Here is a 21,550-nt window from a genome sequence, read left to right on the forward strand (position 1 = left end):
CCGTTTTCCACATTCTGCCCGATTCTATTTCTTCGTACCTTTGCAGAGCATATACCGGAAAAATTATCAAATCCGGTTTTGCTCATTATATTCATTTTCTCTTTGTACATATGTTTGACCTGCAACAAAAAATAAAGTCACTCGCGAAGGAACAGGCGGCGAGCGTTATTGCCAATCGCCGTCATTTACATACCAATCCGGAATTGTCGTTTGAAGAATTTAAAACTGCACAATTTGTTGCAGAAGAACTTCGTGCATTGGGATTGACGCCGCAGGAAGGTATTGCAGGAACCGGACTTGTTGCTTTGATTGAAGGAAAAAATCCCGGAAAAAAAATAGTTGGTCTGCGTGCGGATATGGATGCTTTGCCGATTGTTGAAGCCAACGATGGTCCATATAAATCGCAGGTACCGGGGGTTATGCACGCTTGTGGTCATGATGTACATACAGCTTCGTTACTTGGAACTGCCAGAATTTTAAATCAAATAAAGGATCAGTTTGAAGGAACAATAAAACTTGTTTTTCAACCTGCTGAGGAAAAAGCACCGGGCGGAGCTTCTCTGATGATAAAAGAAGGCGTTCTGGAAAACCCCAGGCCGATAAGCATGATGGGGCAACACGTTGCACCGAATATTCCGGTTGGTAAAATCGGTTTTCGTGAGGGGATGTACATGGCCAGCACCGATGAATTGTATGTTACAGTAATTGGAAAAGGCGGTCACGCAGCAGCACCAGATCAATTGATTGATCCGATTTTAATTGCCTCACACATTGTCGTGGCTTTGCAGCAAATTATTAGTCGTTATAGAAAACCGTCCAATCCGGCTGTTTTATCTTTTGGCCGTTTCATAGCAGATGGCGTTACGAATGTAATTCCGAATGAAGTTACCTTGCAGGGAACATGGCGTTGTATGGACGAACAATGGCGTGAAGACGGGTTGAAAAAAATGAAGAAAATGGCAGAGGGCATGGCCGAGGCCATGGGTGGAAGCTGTGTTTTTGAAATTGTAAAAGGTTATCCATTTCTGAAAAATCACCCGGAATTAACCCGCCGGGTAAGATCAGCGGCAACGGAATATATGGGTGTAGAAAATATTGTAGACCTTGACCTGTGGATGGCAGGAGAGGACTTTGCGTTTTATTCGCAGGTTGTAGATTCCTGTTTTTACAGATTAGGTACGCGCAATGAAGCCAAAGGAATTATTTCAGGCGTGCATACCCCCACCTTCGATGTAGACGAAACATCATTGGAAATTGCACCCGGATTGATGAGCTGGCTGGCTATTGCTGAACTTGCCTGTTAGCAGGAATATATCTTTTAAAATAACTGTTGATTTTAAGACTTAATACGCCCAGAATTGCTTCCTTAAAAATCCCGCGGGACATTTTAGAGGCTCCTTTTGTCCGGTCTGTAAAGATGATTGGAACCTCTACAATGTCAAACCCGTACTTCCAGGAATTGAATTTCATTTCAATCTGAAACGCATAACCGATAAACTGGATCTTGTCCAGATCAATCGTTTCCAAAACTTTTCTTGTGTAGCAAATAAATCCGGCGGTAGGGTCCATAATTGGCATCCCTGTAATTGTCCGCACGTAATATCCTGCAAAGTAAGACATTAAAACACGGTTGATCGGCCAGTTTACTACATTGACACCTGTAATATAACGTGATCCAATAGCGGCGTCATGACCTTTTTCGGCACAGGCTTCATGCAGGCGGATTAAATCTTCCGGTGGGTGAGAGAAATCCGCATCCATCTCAAAAATGTAATTATAACCTCTTTCAAGTGCCCATTTGAAGCCATGAATATAGGCAGTTCCTAACCCAAGTTTTCCTTTACGCTCCACAAGATGGAGAGATCCGGCGAATTCTTTTTGTAATTCCTTTACAACCGCGCCGGTCTGATCAGGTGAGCCGTCATCAATAATTAGTACATCGAAAGGTTTTGAAAGGCTGAAAACCTTTCGGATTATCGCTTCAACATTTTCAATTTCGTTGTAGGTAGGGATTACTACAATACTTTGGTTCACTGGTAATTAATTTATAGTTAAAGAAGTATTTAACGTTGCCGTTCAGGGCTTTATATTTTTCGTTTTTTCCCTCTGCTCAATTTGCTTCGCCACTTTTTCATAGATACGCGTCATATATTGAGGGTGTGTCATGTAAAAAGAATAACTGTTTTTGTAAAGAACGGTATCCACTTTATTTTTTTTCCACACATCCTGTTTTAGCTGATCAAATATAAGAATAGAAGAATCCAGAGATTTTAACTGCAAACGGGTAACACGCGATTCTGCGATATGAATATCGGTCAGAATATCTGCCATTTTTTCCTCAGAAAGTGTACCTTCCGGCGGGGTCTCTTCTTTATAACAGCCCGCTAAAATGAATGACATACTTCCCGACAGCAGCAAACTGAATGAGAAATTAATAATCCGTCGCGTCATAATTCCCAAAATACCTATCTTTGTTTAGGTGCAATAAGTTGCAAAGGTGGTAATTTTTTCGGAAAACACATGTTTGAACTGTTTTTGGGGAAACTCCGAAAGTACGAAATACGGATGCGAAAAGCGGTTACGAGTGAGAGACATGGAAACTTTCATTCCGTTTTTAAAGGCTCCGGACTTGAATACGACGATCTACGTCTGTATCAGTATGGCGACGATGTCCGTGCCATAGACTGGAACACGTCGGCAAAAGGTCATGGAACATTTATAAAAATTTTTAAGGAAGACAAAGAGCAGACGGCATTTTTTATGCTGGATGTAAGCGCCTCCCAACGTGTTGGCGAGGTAAATAAATTAAAAATTGATATTGCCAAAGAAATCTGTGGCGTTTTGACCTTATCCGCCATTCAGGAAGCCAGCCGGGTTGGTTTGTTGTGTTTTTCTGATAAAAATGAAAGATATATCAGGCCGTCCGACGGTATGAAACATGGGTATAGCCTGCTCTCAGAACTTTATAAACTGATACCGGAATCTACAAAAACCAGTATCTCAGAAGCTATTTTAGTTGCCCTGAATGTTTTGAGACGACGCAGCCTGATTTTTCTGATTTCTGATTTTATTGATACAGATTATCATCATAACCTGAAGGCACTGGCAAGGAAACATGATTTGATCGTCATTCATCTGTATGACCTTCGGGAAACCAGTTTACCAAAGCTGGGAATTATTCCGCTTTATGACGCGGAAAAACAAAAAACTACCTGGGTAAATACTTCATCCAGCCAATACCGCGAGGATATGGCAAATCGTTTTCAAAGCAGAAGTGCAGAATTAGAGAAAATTTGTCACCAAAACCGGGCAGATTATATTTCAATCAATACGCAGGAGGATTACGTCCCCGCGCTGATCCGCCTTTTCAAAGTCAGACGTTATGCGAAAGGCGGAATGGCTTCATCTTAAATTATTTACGGCTCAGCTTAAAATCCATAAACTTTGTTTTCCCATTTTTTCCAAAATAATGAATTTCCCCTTTTGCGAACAATATTTTTGTTTTGCGTGATCGTATCAGGAAATGTATCGGGTCAATCGCTGCCAAAGGGAAAATTTTTGTCTGATAGTATTGAAATTGGAAGGCCATTTTTTTATTCACTGAGTTACAAACATTCACCTAAAACGGAAGTTTTTTTTCCCGATACCACCTATCAGTTTTCTACATTTGAAGTTCTTTCGAAGAAAAATTTCACGTCAAATACGGATCTGAAAGGAAGTCTGGATAGTGCGGTATACCAATTGGTGACCTTTAATATCACGCCTGCTCAAACACTAAAAATACCTGTTTTTATTTTTAATGGAAAAGATTGCACAGCGGTCTTTACAACTACGGATTCCATTTTTTTAAGAAAAAGTAATTTTAAAGGTATTACGGATACAACCTCCTTAAAACCGGAAGTGGGTCTGCTGCCATTAAGCAACGAATTTAATTTTTCGATATTTATCGGTTTTTTTACTCTGGCCATTGGGGTTGCAGGTAGCATATACTGGCTTTTTGGAAGTGATATTTATAAACAATGGCAACTGATCAAGCTGCAACGGAGGCACATGGAGTATAACCGGTCTTATAACCGTTTGCTAAAAAACGCCAGAGAACATAATGACATTAAGGATGCCGAAAAAGCAATTATTGTCTGGAAAAATTATCTGGAACGTTTGGAAAAAAAACCTTTTGCAACCTATACAACAAGGGAAATTATGGATAATATGCCCGACGAAGGACTTGCTGTTGCCTTAAAAAATATGGATGGAATTATTTACGGACAGGTCAAATCCAAGGAAATGGATAAGTCGCTGGAAGTGTTGAAAATGGGAGCGATGCGTCTCTATCGGAATAAACGCAGGGAGATTTTGGAAAATAATACACCGGCTGAGATCTGATTATGGAACAATGGTTTTCGCTGAAATGGTTTACACTGGATATGTTCAGGTCATACGAATGGGTATATCCCTACTTTTTGTATGCGCTTCCGGCTATTCCGTTTTTGTTTTGGCTTAGGAGTGCATTTCACCGGAAACATCGTCAGCGGCTTGTCATCACTTACAACAAGGAGCGGTCAAGAATGGACTGGCTTACCGTTTTACGGTTTTTTCAACCGGTTTGTATAGCACTGGCACTTGCTCTAATTCTTATCGCGCTGGCCCGCCCGCAAATTGTTTCGGAAAGAACAGACAAGTTTTCGGAGGGGATTGATATTATGCTTTTGATCGATATTTCGGATTCAATGCTGGAAAAGGACCTGAGTCCAAATCGTTTGGAAGCGGCGAAAAAAGTGGCAAGAGAGTTTATCCAGGGACGTTTGCAAGATCGTATCGGGCTCATTATTTTCGCCGGCGAAGCCGTATCACTTTGTCCGCTTACCACGGATTATGAATTGTTGTACGGTTTTCTGGATGAAATTGAACCAACCATGATTCCCACCGCCGGAACGGCAATTGGCAGTGCGCTGGCCGTTGCGGTAAACCGGATGCGTGAGACTTCGGGTGAAAGTAAAGTGGCTATTTTAATTAGCGACGGTGATAATACTTCCGGAAATCTCGGACCAACCACCGCTGCACAATTAGCGAAGGCTTTTGGCGTTCGGGTATATAGTATTTCAGTGGGTAAAACCAGAAAATTTGTAAAAGCGTCTGATAGTCTGAATGTATCAAATGCGGTTGTGGATGAGAGTGAACTGCAAAAAATTGCAGATTTAGGAAATGGAAAATACTTCCGGGCTACGGACAATACGACGCTGGGCTCTGTTTTCACACAAATAAATCAGATTGAAAAAGTAAAATCCCGGAATGTAGTTTCCCGGGACGTGAGTGATTATTACCGTGTATATCTCTATTGGGCTGTGACGCTGCTCTTGATCGCTTTAAGCACAAAGAGTACCTTTATGGTTAATATTCTTGAAGACTGATGTTAAAATCGTATTACAACAAAGACGTCCGTGAAGCGGGATTGGATGAAGTAGGACGCGGTTGTCTGGCCGGACCGGTCGTTGCTGCGGCTGTAATTCTGCCATTAGACTATACCCACGAATTTCTAACTGATTCAAAACAACTTACCAGGGTTCAGCGTGAAATTTTGCAAAAGGAAATCATGCAGGAAGCAATTGCCTGGGCAGTTGCGGAAGTCGATAATTTTGAAATTGACAGGATCAATATCCTGAAAGCAAGTTTTTTAGCTATGCACCTGGCTGTGGATAAGCTGCATACAAAACCGGAACATTTGCTCGTGGATGGAAACCGCTTTACGCCCTATCCAATGATTCCGCATACCTGTATTATCAAAGGAGATGCGCATTATTTGTCAATAGCGGCTGCGTCAGTTCTGGCCAAAACATATCGTGACAATCTGATGAGTGAGTTGGCACTCCAACATCCGCATTATGGCTGGGAAACAAATGTAGGCTATCCCACGATTCATCACAGAAAAGCAATCCGTATGCACGGAACCTGCTCACATCATCGAATGAGCTTCCGCTTGTTAAAAGAAGAAATCGAAGAAATTGGTATGAAAGAAGAAAATTCCGAAGCCTAAACTTTCGGTTTTTTATAAAGCGGAACAGTGCTGCAAGGTTCGCCAAACATCAGGCTTTGTGCCACAGGTTTAAGCAGATTTGTAATTTCAACATATGCTGAAATCGGAACCGGAAGTTTGCTGCAACCTTTGATCACCACTTTTTTTCCACGGAATTCTTCTGCGTCAATTTTGCTGATTGCATCCGCAAAAAGTTTGTCTTCCAAAGCATTCAAATCACCAAAAACAACTGCGTTAGCATAAGGTTTAAGCTGAATTGCCAAAAGCATATAGGCCCAGGTTGGCACGATGGCATCTTCTGAACAAATAATGGCTACATTTTTACCTGTATATTGTGACCAGTCATTGGCTTTCAAAAACTCACGAAAATCTTTTTCACGAAGGATCATGCCCATGTAAAGGTTATCTTTCAAATCATAAATGACCCTTTCACCAGGATGAAAAAGTTCTTCAAGATCAAATGATACAATGCCACTGGTGGCTACACGGTTAACAATTTCTTCGGTTTCCATAGATTTTACTGTGTTTGAAAGAATAACACAAATGGAAGAAAGTTTGTTTTCGACAAATCAATAAATCTGAATATCCGGTTAGATAGCAGGCGTAACTTTGCGTGTTGGTGGGGCCATAAAATCTTTCAGATAATAAGGCTCAAAAGTTACAACATCTTCAAATTCACCTTTTTCAAAAGCCTTAATTCCCAGCATTCCAACCGTTTTTGCTGATGGACGAATTTCAGTGGAAAGAAAAAATGCGTTGGGATTTTGTTCAAATAATGGTTTACACTTCGCTGCTCCATCACCGAAGAAAACAACTTTATTCGATTCAAGAATATTTTCAAAAGAATCTTCCTGTAAAATAACGGCTTTGGTTGGCTCAATAATGTCAAGATTCGAATTGAAAACAGAAGCGTAAACTTCCATACGCCGTGCATCGATCATTGAACAAAAAAGGAAATCTTTTCCAAAAAACGGCATAACCTGAAGAGCCATCGCTTCCAGCGTATTGATAGCAATTAAAGGTTTATCAAGTGCATAACACAATCCTTTGGCAGTGGAAACCCCAACGCGTAATCCGGTATAGGAACCGGGACCTTTTGCTATAGCAACAGCATCCAGATCCTGTAATGTATAACCAGAATGTTCCACCGTACTGCTTATCAAAGTAGTCAGCATGGCCGAAGACGAGCGGTCGGTATATAATTCATAATCAGCTAACAAGCCGGCATCATGATGAAGCGCCACGGAACAACCGCGCGTTGATGTATCGATACTAAGTAAGAGCATGAATTTAATTTATTACTTCGGCTTTCGGCTGTTGGCCATAGGCTTGGCAATTTGCTGAAGTCTTAATGTTGGCCATAGTATGACAGCCGACGGCCGATTGCTGACAGCCTACTTCTTTGTTCCCTTTAAAATTTCGTGGTAACGGGCATTATCTTTAAAAAGTTTGATCGCTTCTTTCACTTCCGGATCATCATTAAAAGAAGCCTCGCGCATTCCTTTTTCCAGATAATAATGTTTAAGGATTTCTTCTTCCAAAATCATTTTTATTTCCGTTTTGGAAAGCTGCAAATCATTATCCTTGCTATGCGCCAGTTTGGATCTCAAACCTTTAAGCTGATCCTGAATTACATCAATCGATTTTTCCTTTTTTGCAGAGGCTTCAAGATCGTTCAGATCTCTTTCAACCTGAGTGGTATAGTCGTATTCTTTATTGCTCAGCCATTTGGCAAAATCACTATACTCCGCATCGGTCAGGTGAAATTCTTTTGCCGGTTTGATTGTCTTATGCTCAAAATGGTATTTCATCGCATAATCAAAAAACAAACGATTTCTGGCAAGAGATAAAGCAAGAGGAGAATAGGTTTCCTTTTCAGTAAGGATATCCGGCAAAATTCCGCCGCCATCATAAACCACACGACCATTCCGCGTTTTAAATGCCGTCATCAAGGAATCTGGAAGTTTTCCTACGCTGCCATCTTCATTGCGGTGCGCATAGTCAATCGCCTGAATACAGCGGCCGCTTGGAATATAATATTTTGCAGTCGTGATCTTCATTTTGGTATTATAAGAAAGGTCACGGGTAGTTTGTACCAATCCTTTTCCATAAGTTCTTTGGCCGATCAGAACACCCCGGTCATAATCCTGAATTACGCCGGAAACGATTTCTGCTGCCGACGCACTTCTTCCATTTGTCAAAACCGCGATAGGTATTTCAATATCCAAAGCAGGATTGTAGGCCGTATAGGCTTTATTCCACTCTTTTACTTTTCCTTTTGTCGTTACAACTTCTTCACCTTTTGGAATAAAAATATTGGAGATTTCAATCGCCATATTCAATAATCCGCCCGGATTGTCACGCAGATCCAGCACCAGATGTTTCATTCCTTTTCCTTTCAATTCCAGAAAAGCAGTTTTCACTTCCCGGGAAGCCGTTGCCGTGAAATCTTTAAGATCAATATACCCAACATCTTCGCTGATCATACCGTAATAAGGCACGTTGGTAACCTTCACGATGTCACGATTGATTGTTACCTCAATCGGTTTTGGAATTCCATAGCGCTGGATGGTCAGTGTTACGCTCGTTTGCGTTTGTCCTTTTAATAATTTACCGGTATCAAAATCTTCACGGGTTGAAAGATCAATTCCGTTGATTTTTGTGATTTCATCTCCTAGCTGAAGGCCTGCTTTTTGCGCGGGTGTATCTTCATAAACCATCATCACCGTATGTTTCCCATCCGCAGAATTAACCATGGCACCGATCCCGTTATATTTTCCGGTAGTCATTGTCATATAATCCTCGATATCATCCTCAGCGTAATAAACAGTATACGGATCCAGGGATCTTAACATACCATCAATACTGGTTTTTATCAATTGATTTGGATTGATCTCATCAACATAGTATGCATTCAGCTCTTTAAAAAGCGTGGCATAAATATCCAGATTTCGTGCAATTTCAAACAAACGGTCGTCTTGTTTGAAAGACACAAATGCAAGTCCGGCAACCACCGGCGTAGCAAAAAGTAGGGAACGAAGATATTTTTTCATCGATTGTCTAGGATCATTGACCTTGGTTTTTCCGGAGTGCCGGAGGCAGTTTCAGCAAACGATTGACCGATTGCTTCATAGATGATTCAATAACGTCAAAAGTTGATATTTCTTTCGCAATATACAAAAAAGCAATGTATGATGGCCGGGATTCGGGGGGAAGGGCAAGTAGCGCGGCTTTGTTGAGGCGATAAGCTTCGCGGCAGCGTCTTTTTACCTGATTTCTGTCGACCGCTTTTTTGAACTGGCGCTTTGAAACGGAAAAAAGAAGTTGTGGAAATAGGGGAGGTGTGGTATCGTACATATACAATACGCGAAAAGGAAAGAGGTAGAACGTATGTACATCCGCACTACCCCTTTGAAAAAGCCTTCCAATTAATGTCGGGCTGCATAAACGCTCATTTTTACCAAATGTTTGTTTCAAGTTCTCGTAGAAAAAAAACGTGTATTAAGTTTGAGAATTAATCGAACTTAATACACGATTAAAGACAAGGAGTCTCTGATTTGATATTACCAACCAGGTATTATCCTACTCAAACTTTCAAACCTTGATTATTGCTTATGACGTTTTTCGTCTGAAACCGTTAGTTTCCAACGACCTTTCTTGCGACGGGCCGTTACAACTTTCCGGCCATTTGCCGAAGACATTCTTTCACGGAATCCGTGCTTATTTCTCCTCTTGCGATTCGATGGTTGATAGGTACGTTTCATCTCATTATCAAATTATTGCGCTGTAAAATCTCTGCTACCCGTAATTTTGGCTTGCAAAGGTAGAAAAAAAATTGAATTATGACAAGACCTGAAAACTTTTTTCTTTTCATAACATGCAGTATGAAATTTAAAGAAAAATTGGGTAAGATTTGTTGAAATATAAGCACCTGATTTTTCTCTTAATCCTGATCTTCATGCATTATAACGTCCATACACATCCTCACGCGCATGATAGCGATGTGGTTTTTATTGAAAATTTGTACAAAAACTTTGATCAGAGTATTGAAGGAAGCAAAGTGAGTATGGGACTGCATCCCTGGTACCTGAACGCTGAAAATCTGGCAGAACAGTTGGAAATTTTAAGGAATAATATAACAAAACCGGAAGTTCTGGCTGTTGGCGAGTGCGGATTGGACAAACTCTCTACTACGGATTGGGCATTGCAAATCAAAGCGTTTCAGGCCCAGATCACTTTGGCAGAAGAAATCAATAAGCCGATCATTATTCATTGTGTAAAAGCATTTAATGATGTTTTGGTTATGTTGAAAAATATAACGGTTCCGGTTATTTTTCATGGAATTAATAATAAACTATCACTGGTTCAGCCGGTTATCGACAGCGGTTATTATTTATCATTCGGGAAATCTTTACTTGGATTGAATGATGCAATTTTGAATACTTTTCGGGAAACACCTTTGGAGCAGTTATTTTTAGAAACCGATGATGCCGATGTTGCTATTAAAGAAATCTACAAATCAGCGGCCGGAATTAAAGATATTTCTGAAAAAGAGATTGTTTTGCAGGTTGAAAAAAACTTTTTAAACCTGTTTCAATCATAATGGAGGATTTTGCCTGGCTTTCCAGAACCGAGTTATTAATAGGAAGAGAAAAACTTGTCAAGCTCAGTAAAGCGCATGTGCTGGTTATCGGTTTGGGTGGCGTGGGCTCTTTCGCTGCCGAATTTATTTGCAGAAATGGAATCGGAGCGATGACCATTGTAGACGGCGATACGGTTGATCCTACAAACAGAAATCGTCAGTTGCCAGCTCTCTCGACCAATCATGGTGTTAGCAAGGCGGATATTATGGCAGAGCGTTTAAAGGCGATTAATCCTGAATTGACTTTACATGTTGTCAAAACATTTATAAATCCGGAAGCGGTTGATGAAATTCTTTCAGCCCATCCATACGATTATATCGTTGACGCAATCGACAGTGTTACGCCCAAAATCACTTTTTTAAAGGAAGCCTTTAACCGGAAAATGCGGATTGTAAGTTCGATGGGCGCAGGCGGGCGCATGGATCCGACGATGATACGGGTCGTTGATATTTCTAAAACTTTCAATTGCAACTTCGCGCAGCAGGTTCGGAAAAACCTGAAAAAGGAAGGTATTTACAAAGGAATCAAAGCCGTGTTTTCTTCCGAAGAACAAATCAGGGAATCGCTTATTTTAACCGATGGAAGCAATTACAAGAAATCTGCTTATGGTACGATGTCGTATTTACCGGCAACTTTCGGTGCAACCTGTGCTTCTGTGGTAATCCGGGATCTGATTGAAGATTGAAGTAAATCCTGGTTTTGGTATTACCAGGATTTACCAAAACGATTATATCTCAACCACAATTTTTCCCTTCGCCTGATTGCTTTCCATGTAAGTATGTGCTTCTGAAATCTCGTCCAGTTTAAAGATTTTATCAATATTGAGATTGATTTTTCCTGCTGCAACGGCATTGATAAATTCCTGAAGTAAATCTTTTTGCAGGTTTGCTGAGTCGCCCATATAAACGGTCAATCGTCCTAATGAAGGGATATCGCCCATTGGGGTAAATTCCTGCATAGTCCAGGAACCGCCTAAAATTCCCGTCATACAAACAGTTCCTTTTGGACGGATACATTGTAAAGAATCCTTTAAAGTTTCGATGCCTATCAGTTCAAGTACTTTATCAACGCCATTTGGAAACAGGTTTTTTAGTGCATGGTGAATTTTTCCGTTATCCAAAAGCACATAATCGGCGCCGTTTTCTTTTAAGTGATTTTCTTTGTCAGGATTTCTGGTCGTAGAAATAACGGTCAGCCCTTTTGTTTTTGCCAACTGGCAGGCAAGCATACCAATGGACGAAGTACCGCCGCGGATCAGCAAAGTTTCACCTTCATTGATTTCCAAAGCCTCGTTCAAGGAGCCGGATACAGTCTGAAACATTTCCGGGATAGCACCAAGAACAGTCCAGGGAAGATCACTTTCAAAAGGAAAAGCAATTTCCAGTGGTACAGTTGTAAATTCTGCATATCCTCCGTCAAAATTCCGTCCCAGGCCGCCCATAATCGCAGCAACCTTCTGGCCGGTTTTATAGGTTCCTGATAGATCTTCCTCTATTTCTCCCACACACTCAATACCCTGAATTCTTGGAAAAGTGACGTCTGGCGAATGACCCTGCCTTGTAAATATTTCGGATCTGTTCAATCCAAATGCCTTTATCTTTATTAAAACCCAGCCTTCTTTAATCTGTGGTTTTGACCTTTCCTGAATTTCTATCACATCAGGATTTCCTGCTTTCGTCGTTACTGCCGCTTTCATTTTTGTGTGAATTAATAGTTTGTTGATGTATCGTGTTCTACCACATGTTCTATATTTCCCCCGGAGGTCAAAAATTCCCAGACCTCATGAAGTGCTTTTTGCGATGCCCCGGAATAAATATTTGCCAATGGCCAAACATGTGTCTGATTTTCATAGATGCGCAATACCGCATTATTTTGTATCGGTTTGATATAATTGTAAAAATTTATGCTGTCGTCCAGCAAAATCTCATGGGTGCCAACCAGAATCAATACCGGTGGAAATTTATTGAAAAGGACATTTTCCGGACTGGATATTTTTAACGAAGTTTCGCCGGAGTAATCAGCCGCTGCATTTTTCAAGTATTCAGGACTGAGAATAGGGTCAATATGTTTGTTGCTTTCCATAGAAAGATTATTCCCTTCCAGACTGATCCATGCCGAAATAAAGACTACTTTTTCAGGCAATTGAATTTCCTGTTTCAGCATTTCACCTATGGAAGAAATGATCAGGCCGGCGCCGGCACTGTCGCCTATAAAAGATATATCGCTTTCCGGATGAGTATTGATTAACTCTTTGTATACCTGAACAATGCCGTTTAAAGCCGCAGGGAAGGGGTTTTCCGGTGCCAGTGCATAGTCTACAAACAAAATTCTTCTTTGAAGTCTCTCTGAAAAGTGACTGATCATACTTGCGTGTGACCGAATCGAGCCGACGGCAAACGCGCCGCCGTGCAGAAAAATGGTTAAATCTTTTGAGGTTACATTTTCAGGAATAAGCCAGTAGCAATTTATGCCGGCAATATTTTCTTGTTCAATACTAACCCCGGCTGCTTTGGGATATATATTTCCTAGCTGGTCAAATCCACCTCTTCTTGTTTCTAAATCTTCCATCGTTATCTTATTTAATTGCTAATCAATTTTTGATAAGACAAAGGTGATAGTAAATGAAGAAGCGGACTTATAAGTAAGTTCAAGAAATAGTCTTAAGATAGTTTAAGGATCATATGCCTTTCTGTGTAATTTCCTTTCTGATTTTACTCAGAAACTCCGGAGTAATACCCAGGTATGAGGCAATTTGTGTATTGGGAAGTCGTTGTGAAAGTTTTGGATATTGATTTAAAAAGGTAAGATAACGCTCCTCGGCCGTTGAGCTGATTGCCTGCAAAACACGGTTTTCAAGCTCTACAAACCGGTTTTCAATGATCACCCGGAAGTTTCGGTTAAACTTTTGGTTATTTACGAAAAGGTCCAGTAGATCGGGTTTGGTTATTTGTAAAATGACAGACGGCTCGATCGCCTCAATAAAAACCCGGCTTGGCTTTTCATTATAAAAACTGTCAATTTCCATAATCCAGTCGTTTTCAGCGATGAATTGAAGATTATGTTCCGTGCCTTTTTTGTCAACCTGAAATTTTTTGAAACACCCTTCTGCCACAAAAGTATAGTGTTTGCATACATCTTCTTCCTGCAAAATAAACTGCCTGCGTTTAATTTTTCTTTCAACAACTCTTTTAGAAAGATCTTTCCGCTCGTCTTCGTTGAGCGGAATGTAGTTGTCAAAATTTGCAAAGAGTTTTTCCAGGCTCACTTTGTAATAATAAGGGTTTGATAAAATCAGTTAATTATTGATGTGAGTAAATTAGCAAATTAATAAGTGTGATCCAGTTTTTGTCGAGCGAAGATGGCCATATAAAATGCTGGAGGTGATTTATTTTCATCTCCGCTCCACAAGAACATTCAGTTTCCAGCCAAATACTTGTTTAGGCTTAATCGCAACTCCCTGTGAGTTTCCTAAATTTTTTTCCATTGTGTCTTTCGCGAATAAAGGAGGCTCCGAAGGAGCCAAACCTTTGCCTGATGATAATTCTTTCTATAAACAGGAAGCCGTTCCGCGGCTGGCAATTCCTGAATTTTTAGATTAATTACCGTTCAAAAATCTCTTTTCCTATTCTCACCGGTCCATCGGAGCATCCTGTTTATAGAGATATCGATTTGAATGCTTCTGTCGTAATTCCATCAGAGTTTCCTGATATTCCGGGAGGCTCCGATGGAGCCGGTAAATTTTAAAGTTTGGTGTGATGCTATAAACAGGATGCTCCTATGGGAGCGAAAATAAACCAGCCCGGTCGAATCAATGATCTTTGGATTAACGCCCAACGAACAAAATTCTTATGATTAATTAAACGCCCCAGAAACGCAAAAAAGCCACCATCTTTCGATAGTGACTTTCTCTTCTTGTAGCGGGAGCTGGCCAGGATCGCCTGCCCGGTCGAACCAACGATCTTTGGATTAGCGCCCGACCAAATATTTATAATACTTAATTAAAGATGCCAAAAATGCAAAAAAGCCACCATCTTTCGATAGTGACTTTCTCTTCTTGTAGCGGGAGCTGGACTCGAACCAGCGACCTTTGGGTTATGAGCCCAACGAGCTACCAACTGCTCCATCCCGCGGTGTCGTTGAATTGGAGTGCAAACATACGACTAATGTTTCAATAAAAACAACTATTTTTGTAAAAAAGATTAAAAAATATTTTCAACGACCTCCTGACATCATCAAATAATTTATGAATTTTTCTTTGTCTCCCGCCGCAATATGGGGACGTATTCACGTAGTAATGTTGCTCAGAATACTCTGGATCATGATTTTGTTCATGGTTTGCCGTATTCTGTTTTATATTTTAAACACTGTTTTTTTTCCGGATATTTCTTTTGAGCACGGATTAAATTTAATGGCGGGCGGAATCAAATTTGACACTGTCGCCGTTTTTTATGTAAATATTCTTTACATTTTTTTGATGTGTGTCCCTTTCACATTCAAATACCGGAAAGGTTACCAGAAATTTCTTGATTACCTTTTTGTCATAACCAACAGTATTGCTTTAATGGCAAACTGCATGGATATGATTTACTACCGTTTCACAATCAAACGCACTACCTGGTCTGTTCTCAAAGAGTTTTCGCACCAGGACAATATGGGATCACTTTTCGGCGGTTTTATTTTGAGATACTGGTACGTTGCTCTGATCTGGATCTTGCTGGTGTTTTCTCTGGTGAAAATCACCCAGATTGTAAAAGTTAAAGAACGGGCAAATTTTCCTTTCTGGGCATTTTTTCTGATTCACGCAGCGATCATGTTTGTTACGGTAAAACTTTTCATAGGCGGCGTTCGGGGTGGTTTTGCACATAGCATTCGCCCGATCACATTGAGTAATGCAGGAGAATACGTGAAAAAACCTAAAGAAATGTTTCTGGTTCTCAATACGCCATTTTGCATTATTAAAACCTTACGAAGGACGGATTATGAGCGCGTGCATTATTTCCCGGGACTGAAAGAAGCCGGACAGGTTTTTAATCCGATGCACCAGCCAGATAGTATTCAAGAACCATTCAGACCCAAAAATGTGGTTATTCTCATCTGGGAAAGTTTTGGAAAAGAAATGGTTGGCACTTATAATCATGATCTTGAAAATGGCAACTACAAAGGTTACACGCCTTTTATTGATTCCTTGATGCAGTATAGCCGTGTCAACTGGTATTCATTTGCGAATGGAGCCAAGTCTATTGAAGCGATTCCTTCGGTGCTCACGAGTATTCCAGGTATTAAAGAGCCCTTTGTGACCATGCGTTATACCGATAATAAATTGCCGAGTTTACCAGCCATTTTGCAAAGCAAAGGATATTCAACTTCCTTTTTCCATGGTGCTCCAAATGGCTCCATGGGTTTCCAGGCTTTTGTCAATTTAATTGGCGTCCAAAAATATTACGGCAAAAATGAATATAATCATGATGCTGATTATGACGGAATCTGGGGAATCTGGGATGAGGAATTTTTACAATATTGGGCCAAAACGATGAATTCCTTTAAAGAGCCCTTTATGAGTACGCTCTTTACGGTTTCTTCGCACGATCCATACAAAGTGCCGGAACGTTACAAAGGCAAATTCCCGACGGGGCCATTGCCTGTTTATGAAACGATGGGTTATACCGATAACGCTTTACGTGCATTTTTTGCCAAAGCCAAAACGATGCCCTGGTTCAAAAACACGCTTTTTGTAATCACGGCAGATCATGCCGCCACTTTTGCACATTATCCAAAATATCAGACATCCGTCGGAAACTTCTCCATTCCAATCCTTTTTTATGCACCCGGCGATAGTACGATGATTGGCCGTGATACGACCACTTTGGTGCAGCAGATTGATATTATGCCGTCAATTTTAGGATATCTCCATTACGATAAACCCTACTTCGCTTTCGGGAAAAATATCTTCAAGAACCCGCCGCTTAACTTTGCTGTTAACTATGATGGTGTATATCAATGGTTCAACGGTCCATATATTTTGCAATTTGATGGCCAGAAAACCGTAGGTTTGTATAATTATCAGAAAGACAAGCTTCTGAAAAATAATTTGAAGGATAAATTACCGGCCGTACAAGGCCCGATGGAGTTGCAGGTTAAAGCTTTTGTGCAGCAGTATACCAACCGTATGCTGGATGATAAGCTAACCTTGACACCTTAAAATATTTCGTTGTTGTTTAGTGCAAACAGTACTTGGTCAGCGAATTACAATAATAAGTTATGAGCGAAAATACAGAAAATCCAGTCTCACTGCGCGACTTTCGTGCCGGATTTGTGAGCATAATTGGCAAGCCAAATGTCGGCAAATCGACATTGATGAATGTGCTGGTAGGGGAGAAGATGTCTATCATCACATCCAAAGCGCAGACAACCCGTCACCGTATCATGGGAATTTTGAACGGAACACATGAAGAAATTCCTTTCCAGCTTGTTTATTCGGATACTCCGGGTGTTGTAAAACCTGCATATAAATTGCACGATTCTATGATGACCTTTGTAAAAGGTTCTCTGGAAGATGCGGACGTAGTGCTTTTTGTTACAGAAGTTGGAGAAAAAGCAGCGGAACATGAAGTAATTCCTTTGCTTCAAAGAACAAATGCACCGATTATTTTGGTGTTGAATAAAATTGATCTATCGAACGAAGAAGAACTGAAACGTAAGACAGAAGAATGGGAAAAGGAAATTCAGCCTGCTGCAATTATCCCGATCTCGGCACTGTTAAATGCCAATGTGCAAACTTTGTTTGATGCAATAATTACCCGGTTACCATTTCATCCACCATACTTCGATGAAGATGAACTAACCGATAAACCTGAACGTTTCTTTGCTTCGGAAATCGTTCGCGAAAAAATATTTCTGAACTACCGCCAGGAAATTCCATACAGCAGCGAGGTGGTTATTTCAGAATTTAAGGAACGCGACGATATGATTGTGATCCGGGCCGAGATTCTCGTGGAACGTAAAAGCCAGAAAGGGATTATCATCGGGGAAAAAGGCGCGATGCTGAAAAAAATCGGCAGCGAGGCGCGCAAGGACATGGAAGATTTCTTTGGTAAAAAAGTTTTCCTTGAACAACATGTAAAAGTAGAACCGGATTGGAGAAGCAAGGAGAACAAGCTTCGTCAGTTTGGATATGAAGAGTAAGGAACGTCATTCTCAGTCCTGAATTCAGATCCTGACATCCGCGGTTCTATTATTAAGAATAAAATAAAATGGGTTTCTGTCCAAAAACTTTCGGGCAGAGATTAGAAAAATAAAAATGGCAAATATTATATCAATCGTAGGGCGCCCAAACGTGGGTAAATCTACACTTTTTAACCGTCTGATCGAGAGCCGTAAGGCCATCATGGATAACCAGAGCGGCGTTACACGCGATCGTCACTATGGTTATGGCGAATGGACGGACCAGTATTTTACCGTGATCGATACGGGAGGATATGTAGTAGGATCAGAAGATATTTTTGAAGGAGCAATCCGTGATCAGGTTGAGCTGGCGATTGAAGAATCGACGGTAGTTTTGTTTATGGTCGATACCATGACAGGACTAACTGACCTAGACAAAGACTTTGCAAACGTATTACGTCGTTTCAACAAACCGGTTTATCTGGTTGCCAACAAGGCTGAAACAACAGATCGTTACCAATCAGCAGCTGAGTTTTATGAATTAGGTATGGGCGACGAGATCTATCCGATTTCTGCACAAACCGGTTTCGGAACAGGTGATTTATTAGATGAAGTAATCAAACATTTTGAAACAGCGGGTGTTGAAGATCCGGAAGCTGGTATTCCGCGTATCGCAATCATGGGCCGTCCAAATGTTGGAAAATCTTCTTTCCTGAATGTTTTGACAGGCACTGACCGAAGTATCGTTACCGATATCGCCGGAACTACGCGTGACGCAATCCACACGCATTACAATGCTTTTGGAATGGAATTCATTCTGACGGATACGGCCGGTTTGCGTCGTAAATCCCGTGTGAATGAAGATATCGAATATTATTCAACGCTTCGTTCGATCAAAGCGATGGAAGAATCTGACGTTTGTATCATTCTTTTGGATGCAACCTTAGGTTTGGAAGGACAGGATATCACGATCATCGGTCAGGCCGATAAGGCTAAAAAAGGTATCGTGATTATGGTGAACAAATGGGATTTAGTAGAAAAAGATTCTAAAACAGCTGATACTTTCAAAAAACAGCTGCTTGAAAAACTAGCACCGATGAACTATATGCCGATCATTTTTGCATCCGTTGTTGAAAAACAACGTATTCACCAGGTGATGGAAATGGCAATGCAGGTTTATAAAAACAAAACGAAGAAAATCACGACTTCAAAACTGAATGACGTGATGCAGGCAGAAATTGAAAAATATCCGCCGCCGGCACATCGTGGAAAATATATCAATATTAAGTATATGATCCAGTTGCCAACACCTTCGCCGACTTTTGTGTTTTTTAGCAGCAATCCAAAACATGTGAAAGATCCGTACTTGCGCTATCTGGAAAACAGGATGCGTGAAAACTTTGATTTCGCAGGAGTACCGATCACGATTTTCTTCCGGGAAAAATAAGAAGGTAACCGCTTCAAATTTGATAATTAATGCAAAATGCCGGCAAATCTCTTGTCGGCATTTTGCATTCTATCGCCAAAAGGATATGGTTTGGAGACCGAATAATCACTTTCATCTTTTTTTATTTCCAAGGTGCAACCTTTGTTACTAATTTTCCATCATTAAAAAAGACGGATTAAACCGCTTTACGACCGTTTTTAACAAATTGAAAAAAAATATTTCAAAAAAAATGTTAAAAACAAGGTACTATGTATTGCAATGTACCTGATAAAACATATATATTTGTACTGTCAATTAGTTACAAGGATTTAAGCACAACGATTTTCTCTAAAAGACTGAAATAACATAGCCATGAAAACCATAAAATTACTTATCGTCCTTTTCCTTTTCAGCCTTCAGGTTAATGCAACCGGCTATTCTCACAACATGTTTGTAGCGCATAAAAAGCTTCAGGCCGGTAAAGAATATCGTGAAGTAAAAGAACGTGTTGCTAAACAAGTTCCTGCAAAAAGTGTTGTAAATAAAACAGTGATTATTCAGTCTTCAAACACAGCTGTTTTGTATACAAAAAACTTTGCGAATAAAGTTAGCAGCATGGTAACGCTGAATGAAAGAATGCTGGAAGAAGGTCCGGCAGCTTTTTTTGAAAGCGAAGAAGATGAGAAAAGTAATAATTCAATTGCAACAAAATTGGCAGGTTTGATCAAACAGGTTATCTACGCATTCGTTGGATCTTCCTCTTTATCAAAATCTTGAAATAAAAAAATCGCAGATATTACGAATTAAGTTTAGCAGGTATGATTTCAAAATCATACCTGCTTTTTTATGTCGGTTAACCAACGGTGTTCGTGAGCGTTCCGATAGGTTCGATGGTAATATGAACGATATCACCAACCTGCAAAGTAAAGTCGGATGGAGGAATAATTCCGGTTCCGGTCATCAGATAGCAGCCTGTTGAAAATGATAATTCCCGGTATAAAAACCGCAGCAACTCATCCGCCTTGCGTTTCATTTGTGAAAGGGTGATTTCTCCGTTAAAAACCTCTTCGCCATCACGAACGATGGAAAGGTCGATAACAGTTTCCGGTGAAAGCGGCTGTTCGGGAACATAAAGACATGGGCCAAGTGCAGCACTTCCTGTATAAGATTTTGCCTGTGGTAAGTAAAGGGGATTTTCACCTTCAATACTTCTTGAACTCATGTCATTACCAATCGTATATCCAACCAATGTTCCTGATTCAGAGGCAAATAAAGTTAATTCAGGTTCCGGAACATCCCAGGTTGAGTCACGACGAATGCGGACCGTTCCTTTATGTCCCACAACGCGTTGTGCAGTTGATTTGAAAAATAATTCGGGACGCTCGGCATCGTAGACACGGTCATAAAAACTTCCGCCACCAGCTTTTTCAGATTCTTCCATTCGGGCTTCACGGCTACGGAAATAAGTTACTCCCGATGCCCAGACTTCCTGAGAACCAATCGGTGCCAATACTTCCGGCATCGGAAAATCGTCAGTAAAAGTTACAGGAATTAGATTTTCCGTTTGTAACAATAGCCAGTCGTACAAGTCGTCACGGTTAACTACCTTATCCCAATCCGTATCTGGTATACGGTAGAAAAGATCTTCTTTTTCAAGTAATATCCCGTGTTCGGTTTTATATAATTTCATGGTTTCAAGATTGGTTTTGCTTCAATAAGCCACAAAAGTGATACCTATACTTTAAGATAAGTACGAATTTTGAAGTATTTGGGCTATCGGGTCATGAATATTGGGCGAAAGTAAAAAACGCGTCTAATTAATCGTGCCGCCACAAACGCCTGTCAATTGGGATTTTTTCCTGCGCAATTAATCGAATTTCTGAAAAAGAAGAGTGTTTTGGGTGAAGCAAAATGTTATAAGAAAAAGGAACAATTACGGACGGCAGCGCAATGGCAGGAATGTCAGGATTTTGCAACCATTCTTTCAGTCAGTACTGTGTTCTTTCATAATTTTTATCCTGCCAAAACGGAGGCATTTCTTCTCTTTTGTAATATTTGATTTGATCGGGAATTTCAATGGAAGAAAGCCAGTAAACCGGCAAATCTTCATAACGAACGCCGGGAGCGTGCGCAAGGGTTTCAATTAAACCTAATTCAGGCGTTGAAGTTGTATACAAAATTCCTGTTCCTTTCGGATTCCAGCGGGCACCAAACAAGCGGCTTCCTTCCGAAGATAGGGCCTGATCAACAAACTTTTCCCGTACAATTCGATAAACGATCATAAAGTAA

At 40.5% G+C, this 21,550-nt stretch carries 23 protein-coding genes and 1 tRNA gene; 11 read left to right on the top strand and 13 right to left on the bottom strand.

The window, feature by feature from the left end; genetic code table 11:
- The first annotated feature begins 110 nt into the window (after window positions 1-110).
- Entirely contained in the window at window positions 111-1,304 is a 1,194-nt protein-coding gene (locus LXL81_RS26395; RefSeq protein WP_234650601.1) for a M20 family metallopeptidase, read from the top strand.
- On the opposite strand, the gene LXL81_RS26400 is transcribed toward LXL81_RS26395, so the two are convergent.
- Both LXL81_RS26400 and LXL81_RS26405 read right to left on the bottom strand, forming a co-directional pair.
- Complete coding sequence (locus LXL81_RS26400) at window positions 1,282-2,034, bottom strand: polyprenol monophosphomannose synthase (RefSeq protein ID WP_234650603.1); 753 nt, start codon at window positions 2,032-2,034, stop codon at window positions 1,282-1,284. The two genes, LXL81_RS26395 and LXL81_RS26400, sit on opposite strands and share 23 nt — an antisense overlap.
- A gap of 42 nt (window positions 2,035-2,076) precedes the next feature.
- Window positions 2,077-2,451, bottom strand: a complete 375-nt coding sequence (locus LXL81_RS26405) for a DUF4296 domain-containing protein (RefSeq protein WP_234650605.1) — start codon at window positions 2,449-2,451, stop codon at window positions 2,077-2,079.
- A gap of 69 nt (window positions 2,452-2,520) precedes the next feature.
- Between LXL81_RS26405 and LXL81_RS26410 the strand changes: the two genes are divergently transcribed.
- The 4 genes from LXL81_RS26410 to LXL81_RS26425 all read left to right on the top strand — a co-directional run bounded on the left by LXL81_RS26410 (window position 2,521) and on the right by LXL81_RS26425 (window position 6,031).
- The gene (locus LXL81_RS26410; protein WP_234650606.1) at window positions 2,521-3,411 is read left to right on the top strand and encodes a DUF58 domain-containing protein; all 891 of its coding nucleotides are present in this window, start codon (window positions 2,521-2,523) and stop codon (window positions 3,409-3,411) included.
- A gap of 72 nt (window positions 3,412-3,483) precedes the next feature.
- Window positions 3,484-4,383 carry a hypothetical protein gene (locus tag LXL81_RS26415; RefSeq protein ID WP_234650607.1) on the top strand — a complete coding sequence of 300 codons (900 nt, stop codon included), beginning with the start codon at window positions 3,484-3,486 and terminating at the stop codon, window positions 4,381-4,383.
- A gap of 2 nt (window positions 4,384-4,385) precedes the next feature.
- Window positions 4,386-5,408, top strand: a complete 1,023-nt coding sequence (locus LXL81_RS26420) for a VWA domain-containing protein (RefSeq protein ID WP_234650608.1) — start codon at window positions 4,386-4,388, stop codon at window positions 5,406-5,408.
- Window positions 5,408-6,031 carry a ribonuclease HII gene (locus tag LXL81_RS26425; RefSeq protein ID WP_234650611.1) on the top strand — a complete coding sequence of 208 codons (624 nt, stop codon included), beginning with the start codon at window positions 5,408-5,410 and terminating at the stop codon, window positions 6,029-6,031. The genes LXL81_RS26420 and LXL81_RS26425 overlap by 1 nt, the downstream gene beginning before the upstream one ends.
- Here the strand turns inward: LXL81_RS26425 and LXL81_RS26430 are convergent.
- The 5 genes from LXL81_RS26430 to rpmH form a co-directional block, all read right to left on the bottom strand.
- Window positions 6,028-6,543, bottom strand: a complete 516-nt coding sequence (locus tag LXL81_RS26430; protein ID WP_234650613.1) for a DUF2480 family protein — start codon at window positions 6,541-6,543, stop codon at window positions 6,028-6,030. The genes LXL81_RS26425 and LXL81_RS26430 overlap by 4 nt on opposite strands.
- A 78-nt stretch (window positions 6,544-6,621) precedes the next feature.
- Window positions 6,622-7,317 carry a tRNA (adenosine(37)-N6)-threonylcarbamoyltransferase complex dimerization subunit type 1 TsaB gene (tsaB, locus tag LXL81_RS26435; protein WP_234650615.1) on the bottom strand — a complete coding sequence of 232 codons (696 nt, stop codon included), beginning with the start codon at window positions 7,315-7,317 and terminating at the stop codon, window positions 6,622-6,624.
- Between the two features lie 108 nt (window positions 7,318-7,425).
- Window positions 7,426-9,084 (bottom strand): S41 family peptidase, encoded by a 1,659-nt coding sequence (locus tag LXL81_RS26440; RefSeq protein WP_234650616.1) that lies wholly within the window; start codon window positions 9,082-9,084, stop codon window positions 7,426-7,428.
- A 13-nt stretch (window positions 9,085-9,097) separates the two neighbouring features.
- Window positions 9,098-9,508 (bottom strand): ribonuclease P protein component, encoded by a 411-nt coding sequence (locus tag LXL81_RS26445; RefSeq protein ID WP_234650617.1) that lies wholly within the window; start codon window positions 9,506-9,508, stop codon window positions 9,098-9,100.
- Between the two features lie 128 nt (window positions 9,509-9,636).
- Window positions 9,637-9,795 (bottom strand): 50S ribosomal protein L34, encoded by a 159-nt coding sequence (rpmH, locus tag LXL81_RS26450; RefSeq protein ID WP_090336744.1) that lies wholly within the window; start codon window positions 9,793-9,795, stop codon window positions 9,637-9,639.
- Between the two features lie 194 nt (window positions 9,796-9,989).
- Between rpmH and LXL81_RS26455 the strand changes: the two genes are divergently transcribed.
- Together LXL81_RS26455 and LXL81_RS26460 are read left to right on the top strand one after the other, a co-directional pair.
- A complete protein-coding gene (locus tag LXL81_RS26455; RefSeq protein ID WP_234650618.1) occupies window positions 9,990-10,634 on the top strand; it encodes a TatD family hydrolase in 645 nt (214 codons plus the stop codon).
- Window positions 10,634-11,359 (top strand): ThiF family adenylyltransferase, encoded by a 726-nt coding sequence (locus LXL81_RS26460; RefSeq protein WP_234650619.1) that lies wholly within the window; start codon window positions 10,634-10,636, stop codon window positions 11,357-11,359. The genes LXL81_RS26455 and LXL81_RS26460 overlap by 1 nt, the downstream gene beginning before the upstream one ends.
- A gap of 42 nt (window positions 11,360-11,401) precedes the next feature.
- Here the strand turns inward: LXL81_RS26460 and LXL81_RS26465 are convergent, their stop codons facing one another.
- The 4 genes from LXL81_RS26465 to LXL81_RS26480 form a co-directional block, all read right to left on the bottom strand.
- On the bottom strand, window positions 11,402-12,370 hold the full coding sequence (locus LXL81_RS26465) for a zinc-binding alcohol dehydrogenase family protein (RefSeq protein ID WP_234650620.1): 969 nt from the start codon (window positions 12,368-12,370) through the stop codon (window positions 11,402-11,404).
- A gap of 11 nt (window positions 12,371-12,381) precedes the next feature.
- A complete protein-coding gene (locus LXL81_RS26470; RefSeq protein ID WP_234650621.1) occupies window positions 12,382-13,242 on the bottom strand; it encodes an alpha/beta hydrolase in 861 nt (286 codons plus the stop codon).
- A gap of 109 nt (window positions 13,243-13,351) precedes the next feature.
- Window positions 13,352-13,939, bottom strand: coding sequence for a Crp/Fnr family transcriptional regulator (locus tag LXL81_RS26475; protein WP_234650622.1), 588 nt, complete (start codon window positions 13,937-13,939; stop codon window positions 13,352-13,354).
- A 792-nt stretch (window positions 13,940-14,731) separates the two neighbouring features.
- A tRNA-Met gene (locus LXL81_RS26480) sits at window positions 14,732-14,804 on the bottom strand.
- 113 nt (window positions 14,805-14,917) lie between these two features.
- On the opposite strand from LXL81_RS26480, the gene LXL81_RS26485 reads away from it, so the two are divergent.
- The 4 genes from LXL81_RS26485 (at window position 14,918) to LXL81_RS26500 (ending at window position 20,038) form a co-directional block, all read left to right on the top strand.
- A complete protein-coding gene (locus LXL81_RS26485) occupies window positions 14,918-16,873 on the top strand; it encodes an LTA synthase family protein (protein WP_234650623.1) in 1,956 nt (651 codons plus the stop codon).
- 59 nt (window positions 16,874-16,932) lie between these two features.
- On the top strand, window positions 16,933-17,856 hold the full coding sequence (gene era / locus LXL81_RS26490; RefSeq protein WP_234650624.1) for a GTPase Era: 924 nt from the start codon (window positions 16,933-16,935) through the stop codon (window positions 17,854-17,856).
- 115 nt (window positions 17,857-17,971) lie between these two features.
- Complete coding sequence (gene der / locus LXL81_RS26495) at window positions 17,972-19,282, top strand: ribosome biogenesis GTPase Der (protein WP_234650625.1); 1,311 nt, start codon at window positions 17,972-17,974, stop codon at window positions 19,280-19,282.
- 351 nt (window positions 19,283-19,633) lie between these two features.
- Window positions 19,634-20,038 (top strand): hypothetical protein, encoded by a 405-nt coding sequence (locus tag LXL81_RS26500; protein ID WP_234650626.1) that lies wholly within the window; start codon window positions 19,634-19,636, stop codon window positions 20,036-20,038.
- A gap of 76 nt (window positions 20,039-20,114) precedes the next feature.
- Here LXL81_RS26500 and LXL81_RS26505 read toward each other — a convergent pair whose 3' ends face one another.
- Both LXL81_RS26505 and LXL81_RS26510 read right to left on the bottom strand, forming a co-directional pair.
- Entirely contained in the window at window positions 20,115-20,951 is an 837-nt protein-coding gene (locus LXL81_RS26505; RefSeq protein WP_234650627.1) for a fumarylacetoacetate hydrolase family protein, read from the bottom strand.
- Between the two features lie 298 nt (window positions 20,952-21,249).
- On the bottom strand, window positions 21,250-21,543 hold the full coding sequence (locus LXL81_RS26510; protein ID WP_234650628.1) for an RES family NAD+ phosphorylase: 294 nt from the start codon (window positions 21,541-21,543) through the stop codon (window positions 21,250-21,252).
- Window positions 21,544-21,550 lie beyond the last annotated feature (7 nt).

Origin of the sequence: Dyadobacter sp. CY356, assembly GCF_021440195.1 — a bacterium.
In the GTDB taxonomy this organism is placed as follows: domain Bacteria; phylum Bacteroidota; class Bacteroidia; order Cytophagales; family Spirosomataceae; genus Dyadobacter.